Genomic DNA, 24,086 nt, shown 5'->3' with positions numbered 1-24,086 from the left:
CACGTGAACGAACTCCTGCGACCGTCCCGACTCACCCCCGGCGCCCGTGTCGCCGTCGTGGCCCCCAGCGGTCCGGTGCCCGAGGAACGGCTGCAGGCCGGGCTCGACGTGCTCCGCGGCTGGGACCTCGACCCGGTGGTGGCACCCCATGTGCTCGGCAGACACGGCGAGTTGGACTACCTGGCGGGCACGGACGCGGACCGGGCGGCCGACCTCCAACGCGCGTGGTGCGATCCGTCGGTGGCCGCGGTGCTGTGCGCGCGGGGCGGGTACGGGGCGCAGCGGATGGTCGACCTGCTCGACTGGGAGGCGATGCGCGCCGCCGGGCCGAAGGTGTTCGTCGGCTTCAGCGACGTCACGGTGCTGCACCAGGCGTTCGCCACCCGGCTGGGCCTGGTCACGCTGTACGGACCGGCCGCCGCGGGCGTCGACTTCATCAAGAGCGCACGGGCGCAGGAGCAGTTGCGGGCCACGCTCTTCGCCCCGGAGTCCGTGCGCACCCTCACCTCCGCCGGCACCACCCTCGTCCCGGGCCGGGCCCGCGGAGTCACGCTGGGCGGCTGTCTGAGCCTGCTGGCCTCCGATCTCGGTACGCCGCACGCCCTGCCCGGCGCCCGGGACGGACTGCTGCTGATCGAGGACGTCGGCGAGCAGCCGTACCGCATCGACAGGATGCTCACCCAGCTGCTGCGCGCCGGATGGCTCGACGGCGTCGGCGGGGTCGTGCTCGGTTCGTGGGCCGGATGCGGGCCGTACGACGCGTTGCGCGCGGTCTTCGTCGACCGGCTGGGCGGCCTCGGCGTGCCCGTCGTCGAGGAGTTCGGTTTTGGCCACTGCGCGGAGGCGTCGACCGTGCCCTTCGGCGTCATGGCGGAACTCGACGCCGACGCGGGCACGTTGACGCTCGACGAGCCCGCCCTCCGCTGAATCGCCCTAACTGAATTCCTGTCAAGAAACACTCGTCCGGGCGATTGACCTCCTCTGACACGTGTCACACCATGTCACCGGCCGGTATTACTGGCCGGTAAGCAAGGCTGCTCCGAGTGTGTGCTACGAGTGTGGAGGTCTCCGTGTCCCGACGTGTGCCCAGATCCCGAGCGCCGCTCGCTCTCGCCCTAGGCGCCGCGCTAACCGCCCCCCTCACACTCTCCGCTCCCGCGAGCACGGTCGGCCAGTACACCGTCTCCGCGCTGAAGTTCACCGTCCAGGCGGGTGGCCGGACCTGCACGGTCGACGCCGACCTCTACCGCCCCGCGGGCGTGGACCGGGCGCATCCCGCACCGGCCGTGATCTCCACCAACGGCTTCGGCGGCAGCAAGTCCGACGGCTCGACCGACGCCATCGGCAAGGCCTTCGCCGCGCGCGGCTATGTGTCCCTGATCTACTCCGGGCTCGGCTTCGGCGCGTCCGGCTGTCTGATCTCGCTCGACGACCCGCGCATCGACGGCGAGGCCGCCTCCCGGCTGATCGACTTCCTCGGCGGCAAGCGGGCCGCCGACAACGGCACCATGGCCGACTTCGTCACCCTCGACGGCCCCGGCGACCCTCGGGTCGGCATGGTCGGCGGCTCCTACGGAGGGGCCATCCAGCTGGCGACGGCCGCCGTCGACCACCGTGTCGACGCGCTCGTCCCCCTGATCACCTGGAACGACCTCGCCTACTCGCTGGCCCCGAACAACACCGCCGCCGGCAGGGGCATCCCCGGCGCCTTCAAGTGGCTATGGACCAACGGCTTCTACCTGATCGGCGAGGGCCAGCCGCTGACGGCGCCGAACCTCGACCCGTCCCGGATCAACTCCGTCGCTTGTCTCCACTTCGTCTCCCGGGCCTGCGACACCGTCCGCACGCTCAACTCCGGCAGCTATCCGCCCGACGCGACCACCGAGTTGCTCGGCTACGCCCGCAGCGTCTCGCCGGCGTCGTACCTGAGCCGGGTGGAGGCGCCCACGCTGCTGGTGCAGGGACAGGCCGACAGCCTCTTCAACCTCAACGAGGCGACGGCGACGTACAAGACGCTCAGGGCCCAGGGCACCACCACCAAGATGATCTGGCAGTCGTGGGGGCACAGCGGTGGGATGACCTCGCCGGCCGCCGGTGAACTCAACCTCAGCCAGGGCAACTTGGAGACCAGCTACGTCGGAAGGCGGATCCTGTCCTGGTTCGACCGCTACCTGCGCAAGAGGAACATCGACACCGGGCCCGCCTTCGCCTACTACCGCGACTGGATCTCCGACACCCGGCACACCTACGGCACGTCCGACCGGCTCCCCGTCCTCAGCCAGAGGCTGTATCTCTCCGGCGACGGCAAGCTCGTCGACGACCGCAGAAAGGTCGCCCGCGGCATCCGTACGTACACCAACGGGCTCACCCCCACGAGCCACTCGGAGAACTCGCTGGCGGAGACCGCCGGGGTGCCGGACCCGGCGCCGTACGACACCAAGGGCACCTACCTGGGCTGGACCAGCGCGCCGCTCGCCCGCACCACCGACCTCGTGGGCGCACCGCGGGCCACGCTACGGGTCGTCTCACCCGAGGCGCAGCGGACGCAGAACTCGGGCAACGCCGCCGACAAGCTGGTCCTCTTCGCGAAGCTGTACGACGTCGCGCCCGACGGGAGCAAGACGCTGGTGCACCGGCTGGTCGCGCCGGTCCGGGTGGCCGATGTGACCAAGGGCTTCACCGTGACCCTGCCGGGGATCGTGCACCGGTACCAGAAGGGGCACCGGCTGCAGTTCGTGATCGCGGCGAGCGACGACGCGTACTTCGGGAACCGGGGGATCAAGCCGGTGACGGTGGTCAGCGCCACCCGGGACACCGGGGTGCTGGAGCTGCCCGTGCTCGGCGGCTGAGTCACCCGGAGGGCAGGGTTCACCGCGCGTGACGAGGTCTTCGGGCTCAGGCTGGTCGTATGAGTCCGAAGACCTCCGGGAGCGGTACGAAGAGTGGCGGCCGGGGCGGGACGGTGACGCCCGGCCGGGTCGCCGTACTGCTGCTCGCCGTCCTCGCCCTGACCTTCATCTTCGAGAACACCCGCGCCACCGAGATCCGCCTCCTGGTCTCCGAGGTCACGATGCCGCTGTGGACGGCGCTGCTCGCCACGGCGCTGATCGGCTCGCTGTGCGGGGCGTATTTCATGAGGCGACGCGGCTAGCCTCAAATCCCCGAGAGGGCTGGGCCGAACGGCCGTAGGGTGGCGGGATGCCGCACACCGCATCCCGGTATCTCGCCGAAGGCCCTCGCGTGGGCATACGTCACTTCACCTACGAGGACGGAGCCGAGTTCGCCGCCCGTGCGCGCGAGAGCAAGGATCTGCACCACCCGTGGCTGTTCCCGCCGGACAGTTCTGATGCGTACACCGCCTACGCGGGCCGGCTGATCGAGGACCCGACCAAGGCCGGGTTCCTCGTGTGCGAGAAGGACGGCGAGCTCGGTGACGGGGCCATCGCCGGGTTCATCAACATCAACAACATCGTCCAGGGCGGCTTCCTGTGCGGCGCACTCGGCTACGGCGCCTTCGCGCACGCCGCCGGGCGCGGGCTGATGCGGGAAGGGCTGGACCTGGTGGTCGGCCACGCCTTCGGCCCGATGCGCCTGCACCGCCTGGAGATCAACGCACAGCCCCAGAACACCGCGTCGATCGCCCTGGCCCGTGCCTGCGGCTTCCGCCTCGAGGGCTTCTCCCCGAAGATGATCTACATCGACGGGGCGTGGCGGGACCACGAACGGTGGGCGATCACCGCCGAGATGCGGGCTTGAAGTTGATCTTCATCGTGTCGAGGTCCGTGACGGTGCACTTGAGGTCGCGGAAGCCGTAGCCGAGGCCGCGGAGCGTGGTCTCCGCCCGGTCCTCCGCGAGCGCACCCGCCATCTCCTCGCCGTCCGCCGCTTCCGACACGACCACGTACCGCATGGAGAAATGCTTGAGCGGCGCCGGCTCGTACGACAGCGAGCCCTCCTCGGTGAACCGCATGCTCGTCAGGCCGTGATCGGAGGCCTCCGCCAGCAGCCGCTGCCGGGCCTCGTCGGTCAGCCCGTCCCACGTGCCCCGGACGATCACCCGGTACGTGTGCTGCTCGCCCATCCGCCTGCTCCCGCGTCGATTTCCGTTGAAGGCCCGACTGTACGTCGACGAGGATGAACCGCATGCGGAATTTCGTGGTGCTCGACGCTCCCTCCAACCTGGGTCTGCGGCCGCCCGCCCCCGGCACGGTGCCCGGCTGCTACAAGCTCGCCGGGGCCCTGCGCGAGCAGCGGATCGTGCAGCGGTTGCGGGCGCTGGAGGGCGGGGTGGTGGTGCCGCCGCGGTACGACCGGGGGGAGTGGCAGGAGGGGGACGGTGTGTTCAATGCAGCCGCCCTTGCCACGTACACGCGGAAGCTGGCCGATCGCATCGAGCGGCATGTGCGTGCCGGGGAGTTCCCCGTGGTTCTCGGTGGTGACTGTTCCATTCAGCTCGGTGCCTCGCTCGCGCTGCGGCGCATCGGGCGGTACGGGCTGGTCTCCCTCGACGCCTCGCCGGACTTCCGGCACCCCGGCAACTCGGACCGGATCGGCGCGGCGGGCGGGGAGGAGGTCGCCCTTGCCACCGGGCGCGGGCAGGAGGACCTTACGAACCTGGAGGGGCTGAAGCCGTATCTGCGGGACGAGGACGTCCGCTACTTCGGCATCCGGGACTACTTCGAGGAGGAGCGGGCCGAGCTCGCCGCGCTCAAGATCCCGGTGGTGACGGTCGGGGACGTGCGGGAGTGGGGCGCGGATGGCCTCGCGCGGGCCACCGCGCAGGCCTTCGAGGTGCCCCAACTGGACGGCTTCTGGCTGCACTTGGACGCCGACGTCCTCGACCCGTCGGTGATGCCGGCCGTCGACAGTCCCGATCCGGAGGGGCTGCTGCCCGAGGAGCTCGTCGCTCTGCTGCGGCCGCTGCTCGCATCGCCGCACTGCGTCGGTCTCAACGTCACCATCTACGACCCCGACCTGGACCCCGAGGGGACGGCGGGCGCCCTGCTCACCGACACCGTCGTGTCCGCCTTTGCGGAATCCTGACCGGTAGCTCCCCTGGTCAGCTCACCGGCGAGCGGCTTCCATGGTGATCGTGACGACCATCCGACGTGAGGCACTGACGTTGCCCGCCGCGGAGTTGGGGCCGGACAATCCACTGCCCCCGCTGCGGCTGCTGCACGAGGTCCACCGCATCGAGGACCGGGATCGGGACGAACTGCCGCGCGACATGGCCCGGCAGGCGGGCTACGAGCCGCTGCGCAGTCTGCTGCCCGTGCGCGTCCGGGACGGGTACGACAGGTCGCGCGAGCCCCGTGACATCGACGCCCTGGTGATCGAGAACGACCGCCTGCGCGCCACTGTCCTCCCCGGCCTCGGCGGCCGTGTCGCCTCCCTCCTCCACAAGCCCACAGGCCGCGAACTCCTCTACCGCAACCCGGTGTTCCAGCCCGCCAACTTCGCCCTCAACGGCGCCTGGTTCTCCGGCGGCATCGAGTGGAACATCGGCGCCACCGGTCACACCACCCTCTCCTGTTCCCCACTGCACGCCGCCCGCGTCCCCGCCCCCGACGGCGGCGACATGCTCCGCCTGTGGGAGTGGGAACGCCTGCGCGACCTGCCCTTCCAGATAGACCTCTGGCTGCCGGAGGGATCCGACTTCCTCTACGTCGCCGTCCGCATCCGCAATCCGCACGAGCGGCCGGTGCCCACCTACTGGTGGTCCAACATCGCCGTACCCGAGGAGCGCCGGGTGCTCGTGCCGGCGGACGAGGCCTATCACTTCGGGTACGAGCGACGGCTGCAGAGGGTGCCCACACCCTCGTACGAGGAAATCCGGCAACTCCCTTGCGCGGCCGACTACTTCTACGACCTGCCCGACGGGCGGCGGCGCTGGATCGCCGCCCTCGACGAGGACGGGCACGGGCTGGTGCAGACCTCCACCGACGTGCTGCGCGGACGCAAGCTCTTCGTCTGGGGCAAGGGGCCCGGCGGGCGGCGCTGGCAGCAGTGGCTCACCGAGCCCGGCACGGGCGGCTACTGCGAGATCCAGGCCGGACTCGCCCGCACCCAGCTGGAGCACGTACGGCTGGATGCGGAGAGCGAGATGTCGTGGCTGGAGGCGTACGGTCCGCTGAGCTCCGAGGGGGCCGTCGGCGAGGTGGAAGCGCGCCTCGAAGCCGTGCTGCCCCGCGCCGAAGTCGACGCCGCCTACGCCGCATGGAAGCCGCACGCCGACGCCGAACCCGGCGAGATCCTGGCCACCGGCTCCGGCTGGGGCGCGCTCGAAGTGCTGCGCGCCGACTGGAAGTTGCCGGGCACGCCCTTCGACGAGAGCACGCTCGGCGAGGCACAGGAGCCCTGGCTGCAGCTGCTGCGCGCCGGGGCACTGCCCGATCCGCGCCGCGTGCGGCCGCCCGGCGAGACACTGGTCGCCCCGCACTGGCGGGACATGCTGGAGACCGCGCCCGCGACCCCGCTCACCGAGTACCACCTGGGCGTCGCCCAGTGGCACGCCGGTGATCTGGCACAGGCGGTGCGCAGCTGGGAGCGGGCCCTCGAACTCGCCCCGTCCCTCTGGCCGTTGCTGCGCTGTCTCGCCCTCGCCGACCGGGAGAGCGGCAACCCCGAGCGGGCCGCGGACCGGTACGCCGAGGCCTTCGACGACCTGTGCCACGAGCGGCGCGACAACGGCGCGCCCTGGACGGCGGCCACAGCCGCGCTGGGCCGCGAGGCGATCGAGGCGCTGCTCGCCGTAGGCCGCACGGCGCACGCCCGTGCCGTCTGGGAGCGGCTGCATCCCGCGACCCGGGCGCGCGGCCGGTACCGGCTGATCGAGGCCGGGCTGCTGCTCGCGGAGAAGCGGCGGGAGGAGGCGCTGGACGTCTTCCGTGCGGGCTTCGAGGTCGCCGATCTGCGGGAGGGCGCGGAGGCTGTCGGCCGCCTGTGGTCGAGGCTGACCGACGAACCGCTCCCGGCGCACTACGACTTCCGCATGCGGCCGCCGGAGGCGTGAGGGCCTATGGGTTGCGGTCCACGTACTCGTAGATCGCGCCGTCCGGGTGCATCGCGATCAGGTTGCGGCCCACCGGGGTCGCCACCGGGCCGGCGATGATGTGGGCCCCGAGCTCGGTGAGCACCCGGTGGGCCTCCTCGACGTCCTTCACGGCGATCGTCGCGGCGACCTTGCGCAGCACCTCCAGCTCGGCCTCGGGGCCGCTCATCAGCAGGAAGCAGCCGACCGCGGCCACCTGGACGCCGCCGCGTTCGAAGCGGAGGGCTCTGCCGCCCGCCAGCCGTTCGTAGAAGGGGACCGCGGTCTCCAGGTCGTCGACGCAGATGCGCAGCGTGGCTCCCAGAATGTCCATGCGGACGAGCCTAGTTGGGGCGGCCGGGTGAGGAGATCCACTTCGCCCGATCGTTTCTGGAGATCCGGGGATCCGGGGATCCGGGGATCGTCCTTGTCCCGGCCGCCCCCGGGCGATGGGCTGACACACCGCCCTCCGGTCGTCACGGACCGCGTTATGCGTACGCCTGTACGGGTACCCGGCGGGCATGGAAGGCCTGGATCATCTGGAGCACCTGGACAAGCATCTGGTCGACGAGCTGGCGCAGGTGGCGCGCGAGACCGTGCGCGACGAACTGCGCGAACAGACTCGCAAGCAGCGCCGTACCGCCATGCTGTACGCCGCGTCCGGCGCCGTCGCCCTCTACGCGGGCGCGGCCGTCGCGCTCACCGTGGGCCTGGCCCTGGCGATCGGTCTGCCCGACTGGGCCGCCGCGCTGATCACCGCGGTGATCCTCGGCGTCGTCGCCTACGCCCTGCGCAGTGCGGCGCGGCCTCACGCGACCCGGCCCACGCCCGAGCGCGAGGCGGAACTGGCCGCCGCGGGCCAGGGTGACCGTGTCATCGGCGGCCGGGCACCCGCCGCACCGCCGAGCGGCCTCGGCACGCCTTATCCGCCGATGCCGCCGGTGGCACCCGGCGCCGCGGGCGTGCCGGCTCCCGGGACGGGCGCACCGGCACCCGGTGCAGTCGGGCCGACGGCACCGGGCTCCGAGGAGAACGACCCCGAGCAGCCGCACCACCGGGCGTGATGCGCAGCCCGCGGCGACCGGGGTGCAGCGCGCCGGCGTACGGTGCGAGGCCGGACGGAAGCTGATCCGGCTCGCCCGCCGCTAGGCGACCCGGTACTCCTCCACCTCGTCCGTCAGCAGTGTCAGCCCGTGGCCCACCCCGGCCAGCGGCCGCACCGCACCCCCTGTCGGATCCAGCGCCCCGTCGAAGAACATGTCCTCGATGCGGACGTGGTCGTGGAACCACTCCATGTGGCGGAGGTTGGGGAGCGAGGCTGCTGCCGCGGCGTGGGCGTGCGGGGCGCAGTGGGTGGAGACTTCGAGGCCGTGGGCCTGGGCGAGGGCGGCGGCGCGGACGAACTCCGTGATGCCGCCGCAGCGTGTCGCGTCGATCTGCAGGCAGTCGACCGCGCCGGCGCTGATCATGCGGGCGAAGTACGGGAGGTCGTAGCCGTATTCGCCGGCCGTCACGTCGCACACCAGGGCGTCGCGGACCAGCCGCAGGCCCTTCAGGTCGTCGGAGGAGACCGGCTCCTCGAACCAGCCGACGCCGTGCTCGGCGAGGGCGCGGCCGACCCGTACGGCCTGCTTGCGGGTGTAGGCGCCGTTCGCGTCGACGTACAACTCGGCCTCGGAGCCGATCACTTGGCGTGCCGCCTGGACGCGGGCCAGGTCGCGGGGGACCGCCCGGCCCCAGCTCTCGCCGATCTTCATCTTGACGCGCGGGATGTGCTGCCCGTGCACCCAGCCGTTCAACTGCGCGGCCAGATGCGTGTCGTGGTACGTCGTGAAACCGCCACTGCCGTACACGGGAACTCGTTCGCGGCAGACGCCGAGCAGGCGGGCCAGGGGAAGTTCGAGGAGACGGGCCTTGAGGTCCCACAGGGCGATGTCCACCGCGGAGATCGCGCAGGCTGCGATACCGGGACGGCCCGCGTTGCGGACGGAGCGGCACATCGCGTCGTGCGCGGCGGGGATGTCGAGGGCGTCGCGGCCCTCGAGCATGGGCGCGAGGTGGTCGCGTACGAAGTCGCCGACCGCTTCCGGGCCGTACGTCCATCCGGTGCCGGTCTCGTCGCCCGTCGTCACCTCGGCGATCACGATCGTCGTGGACTCCCAGGCCAGCGTGCCGTCGGCCTCGGGAGCATCGGTCGGCACCGTGTACACCGACACGAGCGGGCGGTGGAGTTCCATGGCTGTTCCCTGCCGTTCCCTCAGGAGGGGCGCCGTCCGGGTACCCGGCGCCCGGAGCGGAAACCGGTGGACGTTTGGGGGCCCTGACCAGGGGGACGCGGAAGGCTCCGTACGACGTCCGCGACAGCGCCGGAGGCCAACCGTGAGTCGACCCCGCATCGTGATCGTCGGTGCCGGATTCGCCGGGTACCAGACGTCCCGCACCCTGACCCGGCTGGTGCGGCACCAGGCCGACGTCACCCTGCTGAACCCGACCGACTACTTCCTGTACCTGCCCCTGCTGCCCCAGGTCGCCGCCGGAATCCTGGAGCCCCGACGGGTGACCGTCTCGCTCTCCGGCACCCTGCCGCACGTCCGGCTGGTGCTCGGCGAGGCCGACTCCGTCGACATGGACGGGCAGACAGTGCACTACACGGACCCGGAGGGCGGGGGCGGCAGCCTCGCGTACGACCGGCTCGTGCTCGCCGTCGGCAGCGTCAACAAGCTGCTGCCCATTCCCGGGGTCGCCGAGCACGCGCACGGCTTCCGGGGGCTGCCCGAGGCGCTGTACCTGCGCGACCACGTCACCCGGCAGGTGGAACTCGCCGCCGCGGACGACCCGAAGAGCTGCGCCGCGCGGTGCACCTTCGTGGTGGTCGGCGCCGGATACACCGGCACGGAGGTCGCCGCGCACGGGCAGATGTACACCGAGGCGCAGGTGCGCAGGCATCCGCTCCGGCAGGGGATACGCCCGCGCTGGATGCTGCTGGACATCGCGCCGCGCGTCCTGCCCGAGATGGACGAACGGCTCTCGCGCACCGCCGACGGGGTGCTGCGGCAACGGGGCGTCGAGGTGCGCATGGGGACCTCCGTGAAGGAGGCCACGCCGGGCGGGGTCCTGCTGAGCGACGGCGAGTTCGTCGACACCCGCACACTGGTGTGGTGCGTCGGCGTACGGCCCGATCCGCTCGTCGAGTCCACCGGGCAGCCACTGGAACGCGGCCGGCTCCTCGTCGACCCGCACCTCCAAGTGCCGGGCCGCCCCGAGGTGTTCGCCTGCGGTGACGCCGCCGCGGTGCCGGATCTGAACAACCCCGGCAAGTACACGGCGATGACCGCGCAGCACGCCTGGCGGCACGGCAAGGCCGTAGCGCAGAACGTCGCAGCGTCCCTCGGCATCGGCGAACGGCGCGCCTACCGCCACCGCGACCTGGGGTTCGTGGTCGACCTGGGCGGCACGAAGGCCGCCGCGAATCCGCTCGGCATCCACCTGCCCGGCCCGCTGGCGGGCGCGGTCACCCGCGGCTACCACCTCGCGGCGATGCCCGGCAACCGCGTCCGCGTCGCCGCGGACTGGCTCCTGGACGCCGTACTGCCGCGCCAGGCCGTCCAGTTGGGACTCGTACGGTCGTGGTCGGTACCGCTGGACACCTCGTCGCCGGAACTGGCACGGGTGCCGGGTCGGCCGGAGCCCCGGGAGACGGCAACGGAGACGGAGACGGCCGATTCGGGACCGGGGGCGGCCACGGCGGCGGACACGGGCGCGGGAGGCCCGTCGGCGCCGGAGCGCCCTGCCGAACCCGCGAAGAACCAGCCGGGCCCCGAGCCCGCGAAAGACCAAGCCGCCGAGGCCCAGCCCGGCGGCGAACCTCCCGACCCCGTCAAACGAAGCCCCGACTCTCCCGCGGAAGGAGACTCATGAACACCGCCGAACTCGTCGAGCTCGCCCAGCAGTTGCGCGTGGACAGTGTGCGCGCGGCCGATGCCGCGGGGTCCGGGCATCCGACGTCCTCGATGTCCGCCGCGGACCTGATGGCCGTACTGCTCGCCAACCACCTCCGCTACGACTTCGACCGGCCCGCGCACCCCGGCAACGACCGCTTCGTCCTCTCCAAGGGCCACGCCTCGCCCCTCCTCTACTCCGCCTACAAGGCGGCCGGCGCCGTCGACGACGACGAACTGCTCAGTTTCCGCAAGCTGGGCAGCCGGCTGGAGGGGCATCCGACTCCGCGCAGGCTGCCGTGGGTCGAGACGGCCACCGGTTCCCTCGGCCAGGGGCTGCCCGTCGGCGTCGGCATCGCGCTGGCCGGCAAGCGGCTGGACCGCTCCGGCTACCGGGTGTGGGTGCTGTGCGGGGACAGCGAGCTGGCCGAGGGGTCGATCTGGGAGGCCGCCGAGCATGCGGCGTACGAGCATCTGGACAACCTCACGGCCATCGTCGACGTGAACCGGCTGGGGCAGCGCGGTCCCACCCGGCACGGACACGACCTCGACGCCTACGCCCGCCGCTTCCAGGCGTTCGGCTGGCACACCATCGAGGTCGACGGGCACGACGTGGACGCCGTCGACCGAGCTTACGGCGAGGCGATCTCGACCACCGGGCAGCCGACCGCGATCCTCGCCCGCACCCTCAAGGGCAAGGGCGTCGCGTCCGTCCAGGACCGCGAGGGACTGCACGGCAAACCGCTGCCCGAGGCGGACGAGGCGATCGCCGAGCTCGGCGGCCCCCGAGACATCCGCGTCCGGGTCCACGAGCCGCCCGCCGCCCGCATGCTGCACGCCGTACGCGCCGGCCACTACGAACTGCCCCGTTGGGACAAGGGAGACGAGGTCGCCACCCGCGACGCCTTCGGGCAGGCGCTGGCCGCGCTCGGCTCCGGGCGCAGCGACGTCGTGGCCCTCGACGGCGAGGTCGGGGACTCCACGCGCGCGGAGTTCTTCGCCAAGGAGCACCCCGACCGCTACTTCGAGTGCTACATCGCCGAGCAGGAGATGGTCGCCACCGCCGTCGGGCTGGCCGCGCGCGGCTGGGTGCCGTACGCCTCCACGTTCGCGGCGTTCCTGACGCGTGCGTACGACTTCGTGCGCATGGCCTCGGTCAGCGGTGCCGGCATCAACCTCGTCGGCTCGCACGCGGGCACCGCCATCGGCCAGGACGGGCCCTCCCAGATGGGTCTGGAGGACCTCGCGATGATGCGGGCGGTGCACGGCTCGACCGTGCTCTACCCCTGCGATGCCAACCAGACCGCGCAGCTCGTCGCCGCGATGGCGGGCCGCGAGGGCGTCCGGTACCTGCGCACCTCGCGCGGCGAGAGCAAGGTGATCTACGGCGCCGACGAGGAGTTCCCCATCGGCGGCAGCAAGGTGCTGCGCTCCTCTGACCACGACCGGCTGACCATCGTCGCCGCGGGCGTCACCGTGGCCGAGGCGCTGGCCGCCGCCGACGCGCTGGACCGGGACGGCATCAAGGTCCGGGTCGTCGACCTCTACTCGGTCAAGCCCGTCGACCGGCTCACCCTGCGCCGCGCCGCCGAGGACACCGGCTGCCTCATGACCGTGGAGGACCACCACGAGGAGGGCGGCCTCGGTGACGCCGTCCTGGACGCGTTCCTCGACGGGCGGCCCGTGCCGCGCCTGGTGCGTCTCGCCGTGCGCGCGATGCCGGGCTCGGCCTCCCCGGACGAGCAGCTGCACGCCGCGGGCATCGACGCCGAGTCGATCGCGGCGGCCGCGAAGCTGCTGGTGGAGGAGGCGGTCGTGCGGTGAGCCAAGACGTACGCACCGTGCGGGCCGGGCGCCGCACGGTGGAGGTCCACCGGGCCGGCAAGGTGCTCTTCCCCGGCGATGGCGACGCGAAGGAGTACACCAAGGGCGACCTCGTCGATTACTACCGGTCCGCCGCCCCGCTGATGCTGCCGCACCTGCGCGGCCGGCCGCTGATGCTGGAACGGCACCCGGACGGGCTGGACGGCCCGCGCTTCATGCAGAAGAACACCCCGGAGAACTACCCGGAGTGGATCACCCGCGTCGAGGAGGCCAAGCAGGGCGGCACCGTCTGCCACACCGTGTGCGACGACTCCGCCACCCTCGTGTACCTCGCCGACCAGGCGGCCGTGACCCTGCACCGCTGGCTGTCCAGGGTCGGGCACGAGGACCGGCCCGACCGGATGGTGTTCGACCTCGACCCTTCGTCCGGGGACGACTTCGCGGCGGTGCGCGAGGCGGCCCGGCTGCTCGGGGAACTCCTCGACGAGCTGAAGCTGCCCTCGGCGCTGATGACCACCGGCTCGCGCGGGCTGCACCTCGTCGTGCCGCTCAACGGCCGGCACGACTTCGACGAGGTCCGCGCCTTCGCCCGCGATGTCGCCGACACCCTCGCCGAGGCCCACCCGGACCGGCTCACCACCGCCGTACGCAAGAAGGAGCGCGGCGACCGCCTCTACCTCGACATCGGCCGCAACGCCTACGCACAGACCGCCGTCGCACCGCTCACCGTCCGTGCCCGGCCCGGCGCCCCCGTGGCCACCCCGATCGCCTGGGACCAGCTGGACGACCCGGCCCTGCACGCGCGCCGCTGGACCATCGCCGACGCCGTCGCACAGGCCCGCACCGACCCGTGGGGCGCCCTGGGCCGCGGCCGCGCCCTGGGACCGGCCCGGCGCAGGCTCGACGCGTTGTGGCGCCCAGGGGACGGCTGCTGAATTTCTGAATGGCGGCTTGTAGAGGTTTGGCCTGCGGCATTGCGGCCACCCGGGCCCGGAGGTGGCCATGGCGAACACAAAAGACACCCAAGACTCGCAACGTTCACAGAAATCCGACAAGCGATCCGACGGGGAAGACGTGACGGACAAGAAGCCGAGCCCGATGGAGCTGCTGAGCCAGGCGCGCACGCAGCTCGCGGAGCTGACCGGCATGGCCGCCGAGACCGTCTCGTCCTTCGAACAGACCGAGGACGGCTGGTCCCTGGAGGTCGAGGTCCTCGAGCTGGCCCGGGTCCCGGACACGATGAGCCTGATGGCGAGCTATCAGGTCGACCTCGACTCCGAGGGGCAGCTCACCGGCTACCGGCGCGTCCGCCGCTACGAACGCGGACGTTCCGACGCACACAGGCCCGGCGGCCGCTAGGCCGCATTTCCGTAACTCACACAGACAAGGAGGCGCGGTCGGCATGACCGTTGTCCCGGCACAGAGCGGCGGCGGAGGCGGCTCCAGCGGCCTCTACGACGTTCTGGAACTGGTCCTCGACAGAGGTCTCGTGATCGACGCGTTCGTACGTGTCTCCCTGGTCGGCATCGAGATCCTCAAGATCGACATACGTGTCGTCGTGGCCAGCGTCGACACCTATCTGCGCTTCGCCGAGGCGTGCAACCGCCTCGACCTGGAGGCAGGGGCGCGCAAGAGCCCGGGTCTGCCCGACATGGTCGGCGAGATCACCGAGTCCGGCGCGCGCGGCAAGTCCAAGGGCGCGCTCTCCGGAGCGGCCGAGACCATCTCCGACGCCTTCAAAGAGGCACGTGAGGAGGGTGGCCGCGAGCGCGAGACCGAGTCCCGCCCGCGCGCCCGCAAGGCGACGTCCTCGCGCAGGAAGGAGGAGCAGGAGTGAGTACGTACGTGTACGGCATCACCGCGAAATCGCATTCCGCGCTCCCCAAGGGCATGGGCGGTGTAGGCGACCCTCCCCTCCCGGTCCGCGTCCTCACGGCGGGCGACCTCGCCGCCGTGGTGAGCGACGCTCCCGAGGGGTTGCGGCCCAAGCGCAAGGACCTGCTCGCCCACCAGAACGTGCTGGCCGAGGCGGGCGCCGCGGGCGCCGTGCTGCCCATGCGGTTCGGCAGCGTCGCCCCGGACGACGACACGGTCACCAGTGTGCTCACCGAGCGCGCCGACCACTACAAGGAGCGGCTGCAGGCCCTGGACGGCAAGGTCGAGTACAACGTCAAGGCCACCCACCAGGAAGAGGCCGTACTGCACCGCGTGATGTCCGAGAACCCGGAGATCCGCGCCATGACGGAGGCCAACCGGCAGTCGGGCGGCGGCAGTTACGAGCAGCGGCTCCGGCTCGGCGAGATGGTCGTCGCCGCGGTCAAGGACCGGGAGACCGAGGACGCGGCCGAGGTGCAGAGCGCCCTGGAACCGGTCGCCACCGCCGTGAACGCGGGCCCCGAGTCCACCGGCTGGCTGGTCAACCTGTCCTTCCTGGTCGAGCGCGACGCCGCCGAGTCGTTCCTGGCCGAGGTGGAGCAGGTCCGCAAGGGCCACCCGCACATAGAGCTGCGCGTCAACGGCCCGCTGCCGCCGTACAGCTTCGTCGAGCCCGGCCCCGCCGAGCACGCGGGCAGCACCGCCGGCCCGGGAATCGCCCAGGAGTGACGCCGTGGGACTGATCAAGGAGCTGGTCCTGCTGCCCTTCGCCCCGGTGCGCGGAAGCGGGTGGGTGATCGGACAGGTGCTGCAGGAGGCGGAACGGATCTACTACGACCCGGCCACCATCAGGACCGAACTCGCCAGGCTCGAGCAGCAGTTGGAGGCGGGCGAGATCGACGAGGAGGAGTTCGACCGACAGGAGGACGAGCTTCTGGACCGGATGGAAATCGGCCTGCGCGGTCGCGCGGCCCCAGGGAACTGGACAACAGGATGAACCGAGTGGGACTGGGCCTCGCGATAGGGGCCGGCTACGTCCTCGGACGTACGAAGAAGATGAAACTGGCGTTCGCGGTCGGCACCATGGTGGCCGGCAAGCGGATGCATCTGAGCCCGCGGGCCCTCGCGGACCTGGCATCCCAGCAGCTGCAGAACAATCCGCAGTTCAAGGAGATCGGGGACCAGCTGCGCGAGGACCTGCGCGGTGTCGGCAAGGCTGCCTCGGGCGCGATGGTCGAGCGGCAGATGGATGCCCTCGCCGACCGCCTTCACGGACGCACCGCCCAGGTCCGCGACCAGCTCGAGGGCGTGACAGGGCAGGCGACGGACCTCCTCGAGGATGACGAGAGCGAGGAGCCGGAGGAGAGTGAGGGGGAGGAGCCCCGGGAGGAGCACGAGGACGACGAGCCCGAGGCCGAGGAGTCCGAGGCCGCGGAGAGTGAGAACGGCGAGCCGGAGGCCGAGGAGGAGTCTTCGGACGACGAGGACGATCGGGGCCCGGCGAAGACCGCCAAGAAGGCCGCGAAGAAGGCCCCGGCCAAGAAGTCGGCCGCGAAGCGCGCTCCGGCGAAGAAGGCCCCGGCCAAGAAGACCGCGACGAAGCAGACGGCGAAGAAGACCGCCACCAAGAGGACGGCCGCCCGCAAGACGGCCGCCGCCAGGGGCGGTGCCCGCTCCGCCCGGGCCCGCCTGCCGAAGGGAGGCGGTGAGCGATGACCGAGACGCTCGGATCCGCGACCTCAGCCGCGAGCGGCGCCAAAGGGGTGACCGGCCAGCTGACGGACATGGCCCACAGCGAGGCCGCCGACCGGCTCAAGGCCGAACTGCAGGAGTACCTGGCCGCACAGACCACGCGCATGATGATGGGCCTCGGCCGCAAACTCGGCGAGACCACCGTCAAGCTGAACGACATCGCCGAGGGCAACAGCCCGGGCTTCGCCAAGCTCGCGCTCGACGGCGGCCGCAAGCTCGCCGAGGGCAAGGGCCCCCTGCGCACCGCGCTGGGGGTCGGCGCCACCCGTGCCAAGGACAACGTCGTCCAGGCCTTCAAGGGCCTCGGCGGCAAGAGCAAGCGCAAGAAGGGCGCGGGCAAGAAGCCCACCGTCATCCTCGAGTACGTCGACATCGGCGTGCCGCTGCGCACGGCCTACGACCAGTGGACCCAGTACCAGGAGTTCAGCACCTTCGCGAAGGGCGTGAAGGGCGCCAACCGCTCCGACGACATCCAGTCGGACTGGCAGCTGAAGGTCTTCTGGTCCAGCCGCAGCTGGAAGGCGAAGACCACCGAGCAGGTGCCGGACGACCGGATCTCCTGGACCTCGGAGGGTGCCAAGGGCACCACGAAGGGTGTCGTCTCCTTCCACACGCTCGACGACAGCCTCACCCGCATCGTGCTGCTCATCGAGTACTACCCCAAGGGCCTGTTCGAGAAGACCGGCAACATCTGGCGAGCCCAGGGCCGCCGGGCCCGCCTCGACCTCAAGAACTTCGTCCGCTTCGTCACCCTCAAGGGAGAGGCGACGGACAGCTGGCGCGGCGAGATCCGCGACGGCGAGGTCGTCCAGAGCCACGAGGACGCCGTCGCCGAGGAGGAGGCCGCTCAGGAGGGCGAGGAGTCGTACGACGGCGAGGAGCCCGAGGGCGAATACGACGAGGAAGAGGAGCCCAGGGCGGAAGAGGAGGAAGAGGAGCCCGAGGAGGAAGCGGGCGAAGAGGAGGGCGAGGAGCCCGAGGGCGAGTACGAGGAGGAGTACGAAGAGGAAGGCGAGGAAGAGCCTGAGCCCGAGTACGAGTACGCCGACGGCGGGGGCCGTCGATGAGCATGGCCGGCCGGCTGCCCGAGCCCTATGGACAGGGGTCGGGCGCCAACCTTGCCGACATCCTGGAACGCGTCCTCGACAAGGGCATCGTGATCGCCGGTGACATCCGGATCAACCTGCTCGACATCGAACTCCTCACGATCAAACTCCGGCTGATCGTCGCTTCGGTGGACAAGGCGAAGGAGATGGGCATCGACTGGTGGGAGGACGACCCTGCGTTGTCCTCCGGCGCCCGCCGCAAGGAGCTCGCCCGGGAGAACGCCGAGTTGCGCGAGCGAGTCGCGCAACTGGAGAACGGCAGGGTGGAGCGAGAGGAGGAGGCCCCATGACCGGACTGCGGTACGTCTACGCCGTCTGCCGTCCCTTCGGCGCCCCGTTGCAGTCCCAGTTGAAGGGCGTGGCGGGTGATCCGCCCAGAGTGCTGACCCACCACGGTCTGATCGCTGTGGTCAGCCATGTGCCGGAGCGGGACTTCGCCGAGGAGCCGCTCCGCAGGCGTCTGGAGGACCTGGACTGGCTGACCGAGACGGCGCGGGCCCACCAGAGCGTGATCGACGCCCTCACCGTCGTCACCACTCCGCTGCCCCTGCGGCTGGCCACCGTCTTCCGGGACGACAGCGGTGTCCGCGTGATGATGGAGGCCCGCGAGGACGACTTCCGGCGCACCCTCGACCGGCTGGAGGGGCGGGTGGAATGGGGCGTCAAGGTCTACGCCGAAACCGAACCCGAGGAAAGCGACGCACCCGCGCAGAAGGCGGTGTCGGGCCGGGACTATCTGCGCCAACGGCGTAAGCGGGTGCGGGCGGACGAGGACATGTGGAAGCAGACCGAGGAGTTCGCCGACCATCTGCACGCCGCGCTTTCCGCGTACGCCGATGATTCCCGGTTGCACGCTCCGCAGAATCCCGCCCTGTCCGGAGTCTCCGGCCGGAATGTTCTCAACGCCGCCTATCTGGTGTCCCGCAATGACTCCGAGGAATTCGTGGAACTGGTGGACCGGAGCAAGGACGAAACAAAGCTGAACAGCCCCGCAATACGAGTCGAACTCACCGGCCCGTGGGCCGCCTATTCCTTCGCGGGGGAAGAGTCGTGACCGTCGTCGAACGCCGTGAGATCGCCCTCGTGGACCTGCTCGACCGGCTGCTCGCCGGCGGGGTCGTCATCACCGGTGACATCACCCTGCGCATCGCGGACGTCGACCTCGTCCGCATCGACCTGAACGCGCTGATCAGCTCGGTCAACGAGCAAGTTCCGTCACCTTGGGGGGAGTTGACATGACCCAGCGTCGAGACCGGCTGGACCTGGAACCCGACACCGTCGAACGCGACCTCGTCAAACTCGTCCTGACCGTCGTCGAACTGCTGCGCCAGCTCATGGAACGCCAGGCGCTGCGCCGCTTCGACACCGGTGACCTCAGCGAGGACCAGGAGGAGCGGATCGGGCTCACGCTCATGCTCCTCGACGACCGCATGACCGAACTGCGCGAGCGGTACGGGCTGCGGCCCGAGGACCTGAATCTGGACCTCGGGCCGCTCGGACCGTTGCTTCCCAGGAACTGACTACCAGCGGTACCAGCGCCCGCGGTGGCCGGCTGCGTTCGTGCCGCGCACCAGGAATCCCAGCAGCCACACCGCGAGAACTATCAGCGCAATCCACCACAGTGCCTTCAGGGCGAATCCCGCGCCGAAGAGAACCAGCGCCAGAAGCAATACGAGCAGGATCGCAACCATAATGTGAACCTCCTGCTCGTCGGGTATCCCGGAAAAGGAGATTCAGGCATCCTTTCGGCACAGAATCTCTCCGTGCAGCACGCTGAACCAGCCGTCCCCCCGCGCTCCCCACTCCCGCCAGGCGTCCGACACGGCCCGCAGTTGTGAAACCGTCGCGTGCCCGCCCTCCGTGGCCCGCTCCGCGTACGCCGACGCCAGCGTCCGGTCCGCCCACAGCCCGCTCCACCACGCCCGCTCCTCCGGCGTCGAGAAGGTCCAGGTGGCGGAGGTCGCCGTGATGTCGGTCAGCCCCGCCTGCAGCGCCCAGGACTTGAGCCGGCGTCCGGCGTCCGGCTCACCGCCGTTGGCGCGGGCCACCCGTCGGTACAGGTCCAGCCAGTCGTCCATGCCCTGGGACGCCGGATACCAGGTCATCGCCGCATAGTCCGAGTCGCGGACGGCGATGAACCCGTTCGGTCTGGCGACCCGCTTCATCTCCCGCAGCGCCTGCACCGGATCGCCGACGTGCTGCAGGACCTGGTGGGCGTGGACGACGCAGAACGTGTCGTCCGGGTAGTCCAGGGCGTGCACGTCGGCGACCGCGAACTCCACGTTCTTCAGGCCCCGTTCGGCGGCCGTGGCCCGGGCCTGCGCCAGGATTCCCGGCGCGTGGTCGACGCCGGTGACGTGCCCGTCGGGGACCAGTTCCGCCAGGTCGGCGGTGATGGTGCCCGGGCCGCAGCCGATGTCCAGGATCTTCATGTGGGGCTTCAGCGAGCCGAGCAGATAGGCCGCGGAGTTGGCGGCGGTCCGCCAGGTGTGCGAACGCAGCACCGACTCGTGGTGCCCGTGCGTGTAGACGGCCGTCTCCTGCGGTTTCGACATGGCTGAACTCCCCTGTTCGACGTGTCGCCGGTACGCATCACCGTACGCCCGCATGTCGAATGGTGAGACCTGCGTTTTGCGATGTGGACTGACTGGTCGTCAGGAAGCGGGCATCGGGCGGTACACCGTGAGTGCCTCGGGCAGCTTCTCCAGCGTGACCTCGCTGTCCACCTCGGTGACTTCGCCGTCGTAGGCGAGGAGCGTGCCCGGTTCGACACCGGTCAGGTGCAGTCGGTTCACCTGGACCGCGGCATGGGCGGGGGAGCGGGTCAGCGGTCCCGCGACGGCGGCGGCGAGCAGGCGCAACCCGGGCCGCCGGCCGCCGTGCACCACCCGTACGTCGAACTGGCCGTCCGCGAGGTCGAGTCGGCGGCCGGGCGCGAGACCCATGCGGTGGTAGGTGCCGTTGCCGACGAACAGCAGCCACAGCGGCCGGGCCTGCCCGCGGAACTCGGCCTCCAGCGGGTGCCGGTCGGCGCGCAGGACGCGCAGTGCCGCGAGCACCCCGGCCGGCCAGCCGCCGATCCGCTTCGACCAGCGGTCCCGCTCGAGCACCAGCTCCGGATAGGCGCCCAGGCTGCACGCGTTGAGGAAGACGCCCTGCTTGCCGTCGCAGGCGAAGCGGCCGACGTCGACCTTCACGCCCTCGCCCTGCTGGATCGCCCGGGTCAGATCGCGGGCGCCCTCCACGCCGAGGTCGTAGGCGAAGTGGTTGAGCGTGCCCCCGGGCAGGACCGCGAGGGGCACGTCGTGCCGCAGAGCGATCTCGGCGGCCGCGTTGACCGTGCCGTCGCCGCCGCACACGCCGAGCACCTGCGCGCGGGCGGCCGCCTTCTCCAACTCGGCCCGTACGTCGGCCGGTTCGCACTCGACGACCTCGGCCCCGGGCAGACCGTCCTGCAAGGCGCGCACCCGGTCGGCGGTCCCCGAGGCGGTGTTCGCCACGACGACCAGCCCCGCGCCGTCCGGCAGCGCCGGGACGTCCGCGCGGGGCCGGGCCGGCGGCACGATCTGGGCGCGCGTCGGCACCATGCCCCGTACGGCGAACGCGGCGCCCACGCCGAGGGCCGCGCCCGTGAGCACATCGCTCGGGAAGTGGACGCCGGTGTAGACGCGGGAGAGCGCGACCGACCAGGCGATGGGGGCGACCACCGCGCCCCAGGCAGGGGACTCCAGCGCCACACCGGCCGCGAACGCCGCCGCGGAGGCGGAGTGGCCGGACGGGAACGACGTGGTGATGGGCTGCCGCTTCAGCTGCCGCACCAGCGGCACCGGGTCCAGTACGGGCCTCGGGCGGCGCACCGAGCGCTTGCCGAGGGTGTTGATGGTCAGGGAGGCCAGGCTGAGGGAGGCGAGGCCGCGTGCGGCCGCCCGGCGGGCCCGCGGGGTGTGGCTCGCGGCCATCGCGGCCGCCACGGCGAACCACAGCACACCGTGGTTCGCGCTCCTGCTCAGCCGCGGCAGCACGGGCTCGGCGGCCGGCCAGTTCCGCTCGGCGGCGAACTCGAAGAGACGGCCGTCGAGCGCGAGCAGCCGATTGCGCAGCGGGTGGGGGCCGGGCTTCGGGAGAGTGAGGTCGACGTCTGGGCTCATACGGTGGCGGGTACCCTGAAGTGCCCGTTTCTTGTCGTGCGGGCCGTGATCGACACCCGGAGAGCCCTGTATGCGTCTGCTCCTCATACGCCACGGCCAGACCCCCTCGAACGTCGACTTCCTGCTCGACACCGCAATCCCGGGACCGGGCCTGACCGCACTGGGCGAGCAGCAGGCCGCCGCCCTCCCCGAGGCGCTCGCCGGCGAGGACATCGAGGCCCTGTACGCCTCCACCCTCGTGCGCACGCAGCTCACCGCCGCCCCGCTGGCCGCCGCCCGCGGCCTCGACGTCCTGGTTCGCGGCGGCATCCGCGAGCTCGAAGCGGGCGATCTGGAGATGCTGCCCGGGAACACCGAGCAGGGCGAGCTGTACATGAAGACGGTCTTCGCCTGGGCCGCCGGGGACACGGAGCTGAGGATGCCGGGCGGCGAGAGCGGCGCCGAGGCGCTCGCACGCTACGACGCCGTCGTCGCCGAGGCCGCGGGCAGCGGCGCCGGTACGGTCGCGATGGTCAGCCACGGCGCGGCGATCCGCATGTGGACGGCGGCCCGCGCCGACAACGTGGACGTTCCCTTCGCCGCCGCACGCCCCCTGGACAACACCGGCGTGGTGATCCTGGAGGGCTCGCCGACGGACGGCTGGAAGGCGATCACCTGGGCGGGCGCGACGGTGGCCCCGGCCGGCGAGGGCGGGCCCACCGGTCGCCCTCTCGACGAAGCGCGATAAGCGTTTGCCCGACCCCGCGGGGCACCCGCAGAATGCGGCCTCATGGGACATCTGGAAGCCGCACACCTCGAGTACTACCTCCCCGACGGGAGGGCGCTGCTCGGCGATGTGTCCTTCCGGGTGGGCGAAGGGGCCGCTGTGGCCCTCGTCGGGCCCAATGGCGCCGGCAAGACAACCCTGCTGCGACTGATCTCCGGCGAGCTGAAACCGCACGGGGGCACGGTCACCGTCAGTGGCGGCCTGGGTGTGATGCGGCAGTTCGTGGGGTCCGTACGGGACGAGACGACCGTACGGGACCTGCTGGTATCGGTCGCGCCACCCCGTATCCAGGAGGCCGCGAAGGCCGTCGACAAGGCCGAGCACGCCATCATGACCGTCGACGACGAGGCCGCCCAGCTGCAGTACGCGCAGGCCCTTTCCGACTGGGCCGAGGTGCGCGGGTACGAGGCGGAGACGCTGTGGGACATGTGCACCACGGCCGCGCTCGGGGTGCCGTACGAGAAGGCGCAGTTCCGGCAGGTGCGCACGCTGTCCGGCGGTGAGCAGAAGCGGCTGGTGCTGGAGGCGCTGCTGCGGGGCACCGACGAGGTGCTGCTGCTCGACGAGCCCGACAACTACCTCGACGTGCCCGGCAAGCGCTGGCTGGAGGAGCGGCTGAAGGAAACCCGCAAGACGGTCCTCTTCGTCTCCCACGACCGCGAACTCCTCGCCCGCGCCGCCGAGAAGATCGTCTCCGTGGAGCCCTCGCCCGCGGGCGCCGACGCCTGGGTGCACGGCGGCGGATTCGCCACGTACCACGATGCCCGGCGGGAACGCTTCGCCCGCTTCGAGGAGTTGCGCCGCCGCTGGGACGAGAAGCACGCGCAGCTGAAGAAGCTGGTACTGAACCTCCGTCAGGCGGCCTCCATCAGCCACGAGTTGGCGTCCCGCTACCAGGCCGCCCAGACCCGTCTGCGCAAGTTCGAGGAGGCGGGTCCGCCGCCGGAGCCGCCGCGCGAGCAGGACATCAAGATGCGGATCAAGGGCGGCCGTACCGGAGTAAGGGCCGTCACCTGCAAGGGACTTGAGCTCACCGGCCTGATGAAACCCTTCGACCTGGAGGTCTTCTACGGCGAACGGGTCGCGGTCCTCGGCTCCAACGGCTCCGGCAAGTCGCACTTCCTGCGGCTGCTGGCCGGTGAGGACGTGGCGCACAGCGGGGAGTGGAAGCTCGGCGCGCGGGTCGTGCCCGGGCACTTCGCGCAGACGCACGCGCACCCCGAGCTGCAGGGCCGCAAGCTTCTCGACATTCTGTGGCAGGAGCACTCCCAGGACCGGGGTGCGGCGATGTCCCGTCTGCGCCGCTACGAGCTGACGAACCAGGCCGAGCAGACCTTCGACCGGCTCTCCGGCGGCCAGCAGGCCCGCTTCCAGATCCTGCTGCTGGAGCTGGAGGGCGTCACCGCCCTGCTGCTCGACGAGCCGACCGACAACCTCGACCTGGAGTCCGCCGAGGCGCTCCAGGAGGGTCTTGAGGCCTTCGACGGCACGGTGCTCGCGGTCACGCACGACCGCTGGTTCGCCCGCTCCTTCGACCGGTACCTGGTCTTCGGCAGCGACGGCCGCGTCCGCGAGACCACCGTGCCGGTGTGGGACGAACGGCGCGTGGAGCGGGTGCGGTGACGACCGGCGGGCGAGGGCTCATGT

Annotated in this window: 28 protein-coding genes; 22 read left to right on the top strand and 6 right to left on the bottom strand. The window is 71.3% G+C overall.

Translation table 11 applies throughout. The annotated features are described in order from the left end of the window. The first annotated feature begins 3 nt into the window (after nt 1-3). From ACFY1L_RS04345 to ACFY1L_RS04330, 4 genes are all read left to right on the top strand, one after another. The gene (locus tag ACFY1L_RS04345; protein ID WP_388818935.1) at nt 4-927 is read left to right on the top strand and encodes an LD-carboxypeptidase; all 924 of its coding nucleotides are present in this window, start codon (nt 4-6) and stop codon (nt 925-927) included. Nucleotides 928-1,070: 143 nt separating this feature from the next. Next, a complete protein-coding gene (locus ACFY1L_RS04340; protein WP_388817919.1) occupies nt 1,071-2,849 on the top strand; it encodes a CocE/NonD family hydrolase in 1,779 nt (592 codons plus the stop codon). Between the two features lie 59 nt (nt 2,850-2,908). Beyond that, complete coding sequence (locus tag ACFY1L_RS04335; RefSeq protein WP_388817916.1) at nt 2,909-3,151, top strand: LapA family protein; 243 nt, start codon at nt 2,909-2,911, stop codon at nt 3,149-3,151. 47 nt (nt 3,152-3,198) lie between these two features. Beyond that, the gene (locus ACFY1L_RS04330; RefSeq protein ID WP_388817914.1) at nt 3,199-3,756 is read left to right on the top strand and encodes a GNAT family N-acetyltransferase; all 558 of its coding nucleotides are present in this window, start codon (nt 3,199-3,201) and stop codon (nt 3,754-3,756) included. On the opposite strand, the gene ACFY1L_RS04325 is transcribed toward ACFY1L_RS04330, so the two are convergent. Further along, nucleotides 3,734-4,081, bottom strand: a complete 348-nt coding sequence (locus ACFY1L_RS04325; protein WP_388817911.1) for a DUF6204 family protein — start codon at nt 4,079-4,081, stop codon at nt 3,734-3,736. The genes ACFY1L_RS04330 and ACFY1L_RS04325 overlap by 23 nt on opposite strands. Before the next feature lie 62 nt (nt 4,082-4,143). On the opposite strand from ACFY1L_RS04325, the gene ACFY1L_RS04320 reads away from it, so the two are divergent. Together ACFY1L_RS04320 and ACFY1L_RS04315 are read left to right on the top strand one after the other, a co-directional pair. Continuing rightward, nucleotides 4,144-5,043: an arginase family protein gene (locus ACFY1L_RS04320; RefSeq protein WP_388817908.1), complete on the top strand. Its 900-nt coding sequence runs from the start codon at nt 4,144-4,146 to the stop codon at nt 5,041-5,043. Between the two features lie 40 nt (nt 5,044-5,083). Continuing rightward, a complete protein-coding gene (locus ACFY1L_RS04315; RefSeq protein WP_388817905.1) occupies nt 5,084-7,012 on the top strand; it encodes a DUF5107 domain-containing protein in 1,929 nt (642 codons plus the stop codon). A 4-nt stretch (nt 7,013-7,016) separates the two neighbouring features. On the opposite strand, the gene ACFY1L_RS04310 is transcribed toward ACFY1L_RS04315, so the two are convergent. Next, on the bottom strand, nt 7,017-7,364 hold the full coding sequence (locus tag ACFY1L_RS04310) for a VOC family protein (RefSeq protein ID WP_388817902.1): 348 nt from the start codon (nt 7,362-7,364) through the stop codon (nt 7,017-7,019). A 187-nt stretch (nt 7,365-7,551) separates the two neighbouring features. Between ACFY1L_RS04310 and ACFY1L_RS04305 the strand changes: the two genes are divergently transcribed. Beyond that, nucleotides 7,552-8,094, top strand: a complete 543-nt coding sequence (locus ACFY1L_RS04305) for a phage holin family protein (protein WP_388817899.1) — start codon at nt 7,552-7,554, stop codon at nt 8,092-8,094. An 81-nt stretch (nt 8,095-8,175) separates the two neighbouring features. Here the strand turns inward: ACFY1L_RS04305 and ACFY1L_RS04300 are convergent, their stop codons facing one another. Continuing rightward, on the bottom strand, nt 8,176-9,267 hold the full coding sequence (locus ACFY1L_RS04300) for an enolase C-terminal domain-like protein (protein WP_388817896.1): 1,092 nt from the start codon (nt 9,265-9,267) through the stop codon (nt 8,176-8,178). A gap of 142 nt (nt 9,268-9,409) precedes the next feature. Between ACFY1L_RS04300 and ACFY1L_RS04295 the strand changes: the two genes are divergently transcribed. The 13 genes from ACFY1L_RS04295 (at nt 9,410) to ACFY1L_RS04235 (ending at nt 19,045) form a co-directional block, all read left to right on the top strand. After that, entirely contained in the window at nt 9,410-10,948 is a 1,539-nt protein-coding gene (locus ACFY1L_RS04295; protein ID WP_388817893.1) for an NAD(P)/FAD-dependent oxidoreductase, read from the top strand. After that, entirely contained in the window at nt 10,945-12,792 is a 1,848-nt protein-coding gene (locus ACFY1L_RS04290; protein ID WP_388817890.1) for a transketolase, read from the top strand. Before ACFY1L_RS04295 ends, ACFY1L_RS04290 begins: the two co-directional genes overlap by 4 nt. Beyond that, on the top strand, nt 12,789-13,727 hold the full coding sequence (ligD, locus tag ACFY1L_RS04285; protein WP_388817888.1) for a non-homologous end-joining DNA ligase: 939 nt from the start codon (nt 12,789-12,791) through the stop codon (nt 13,725-13,727). Before ACFY1L_RS04290 ends, ligD begins: the two co-directional genes overlap by 4 nt. Before the next feature lie 67 nt (nt 13,728-13,794). Beyond that, nucleotides 13,795-14,151, top strand: a complete 357-nt coding sequence (locus ACFY1L_RS04280; RefSeq protein ID WP_388817885.1) for a gas vesicle protein — start codon at nt 13,795-13,797, stop codon at nt 14,149-14,151. A 43-nt stretch (nt 14,152-14,194) separates the two neighbouring features. Beyond that, nucleotides 14,195-14,629, top strand: a complete 435-nt coding sequence (locus tag ACFY1L_RS04275) for a gas vesicle structural protein GvpA (protein ID WP_388817882.1) — start codon at nt 14,195-14,197, stop codon at nt 14,627-14,629. Then, nucleotides 14,626-15,396: a GvpL/GvpF family gas vesicle protein gene (locus tag ACFY1L_RS04270; RefSeq protein WP_388817879.1), complete on the top strand. Its 771-nt coding sequence runs from the start codon at nt 14,626-14,628 to the stop codon at nt 15,394-15,396. The genes ACFY1L_RS04275 and ACFY1L_RS04270 overlap by 4 nt, the downstream gene beginning before the upstream one ends. Before the next feature lie 4 nt (nt 15,397-15,400). Continuing rightward, the gene (locus tag ACFY1L_RS04265) at nt 15,401-15,664 is read left to right on the top strand and encodes a gas vesicle protein GvpG (protein ID WP_388817877.1); all 264 of its coding nucleotides are present in this window, start codon (nt 15,401-15,403) and stop codon (nt 15,662-15,664) included. Continuing rightward, the gene (locus tag ACFY1L_RS04260) at nt 15,661-16,383 is read left to right on the top strand and encodes a DNA primase (protein ID WP_388817875.1); all 723 of its coding nucleotides are present in this window, start codon (nt 15,661-15,663) and stop codon (nt 16,381-16,383) included. Before ACFY1L_RS04265 ends, ACFY1L_RS04260 begins: the two co-directional genes overlap by 4 nt. Continuing rightward, nucleotides 16,380-17,486: an SRPBCC family protein gene (locus ACFY1L_RS04255; protein ID WP_388817873.1), complete on the top strand. Its 1,107-nt coding sequence runs from the start codon at nt 16,380-16,382 to the stop codon at nt 17,484-17,486. Before ACFY1L_RS04260 ends, ACFY1L_RS04255 begins: the two co-directional genes overlap by 4 nt. Continuing rightward, nucleotides 17,483-17,815 (top strand): gas vesicle protein, encoded by a 333-nt coding sequence (locus ACFY1L_RS04250; RefSeq protein ID WP_388817871.1) that lies wholly within the window; start codon nt 17,483-17,485, stop codon nt 17,813-17,815. The genes ACFY1L_RS04255 and ACFY1L_RS04250 overlap by 4 nt, the downstream gene beginning before the upstream one ends. Next, complete coding sequence (locus tag ACFY1L_RS04245) at nt 17,812-18,579, top strand: GvpL/GvpF family gas vesicle protein (protein ID WP_388817869.1); 768 nt, start codon at nt 17,812-17,814, stop codon at nt 18,577-18,579. Before ACFY1L_RS04250 ends, ACFY1L_RS04245 begins: the two co-directional genes overlap by 4 nt. Further along, on the top strand, nt 18,576-18,764 hold the full coding sequence (locus ACFY1L_RS04240; protein WP_030936857.1) for a gas vesicle protein: 189 nt from the start codon (nt 18,576-18,578) through the stop codon (nt 18,762-18,764). Before ACFY1L_RS04245 ends, ACFY1L_RS04240 begins: the two co-directional genes overlap by 4 nt. Then, the gene (locus ACFY1L_RS04235; RefSeq protein ID WP_388817866.1) at nt 18,761-19,045 is read left to right on the top strand and encodes a gas vesicle protein K; all 285 of its coding nucleotides are present in this window, start codon (nt 18,761-18,763) and stop codon (nt 19,043-19,045) included. The genes ACFY1L_RS04240 and ACFY1L_RS04235 overlap by 4 nt, the downstream gene beginning before the upstream one ends. On the opposite strand, the gene ACFY1L_RS04230 is transcribed toward ACFY1L_RS04235, so the two are convergent. The 3 genes from ACFY1L_RS04230 to ACFY1L_RS04220 all read right to left on the bottom strand — a co-directional run bounded on the left by ACFY1L_RS04230 (nt 19,046) and on the right by ACFY1L_RS04220 (nt 21,673). Beyond that, on the bottom strand, nt 19,046-19,216 hold the full coding sequence (locus ACFY1L_RS04230) for a hydrophobic protein (protein ID WP_388817863.1): 171 nt from the start codon (nt 19,214-19,216) through the stop codon (nt 19,046-19,048). Between the two features lie 42 nt (nt 19,217-19,258). Beyond that, nucleotides 19,259-20,080: a class I SAM-dependent methyltransferase gene (locus ACFY1L_RS04225; protein WP_388817860.1), complete on the bottom strand. Its 822-nt coding sequence runs from the start codon at nt 20,078-20,080 to the stop codon at nt 19,259-19,261. Between the two features lie 99 nt (nt 20,081-20,179). Next, nucleotides 20,180-21,673 carry a bifunctional phosphatase PAP2/diacylglycerol kinase family protein gene (locus tag ACFY1L_RS04220; protein WP_388817857.1) on the bottom strand — a complete coding sequence of 498 codons (1,494 nt, stop codon included), beginning with the start codon at nt 21,671-21,673 and terminating at the stop codon, nt 20,180-20,182. A gap of 70 nt (nt 21,674-21,743) precedes the next feature. Between ACFY1L_RS04220 and ACFY1L_RS04215 the strand changes: the two genes are divergently transcribed. Both ACFY1L_RS04215 and ACFY1L_RS04210 read left to right on the top strand, forming a co-directional pair. Further along, the gene (locus ACFY1L_RS04215; RefSeq protein WP_388817855.1) at nt 21,744-22,400 is read left to right on the top strand and encodes a histidine phosphatase family protein; all 657 of its coding nucleotides are present in this window, start codon (nt 21,744-21,746) and stop codon (nt 22,398-22,400) included. Nucleotides 22,401-22,442: 42 nt separating this feature from the next. Continuing rightward, nucleotides 22,443-24,062, top strand: a complete 1,620-nt coding sequence (locus ACFY1L_RS04210) for an ABC-F family ATP-binding cassette domain-containing protein (protein ID WP_388817853.1) — start codon at nt 22,443-22,445, stop codon at nt 24,060-24,062. Nucleotides 24,063-24,086 lie beyond the last annotated feature (24 nt).

This window comes from Streptomyces sp. NPDC001663, assembly GCF_042893105.1.
Lineage (GTDB): Bacteria > Actinomycetota > Actinomycetes > Streptomycetales > Streptomycetaceae > Streptomyces.
This window is presented reverse-complemented; position numbering and strand designations above follow the sequence as displayed.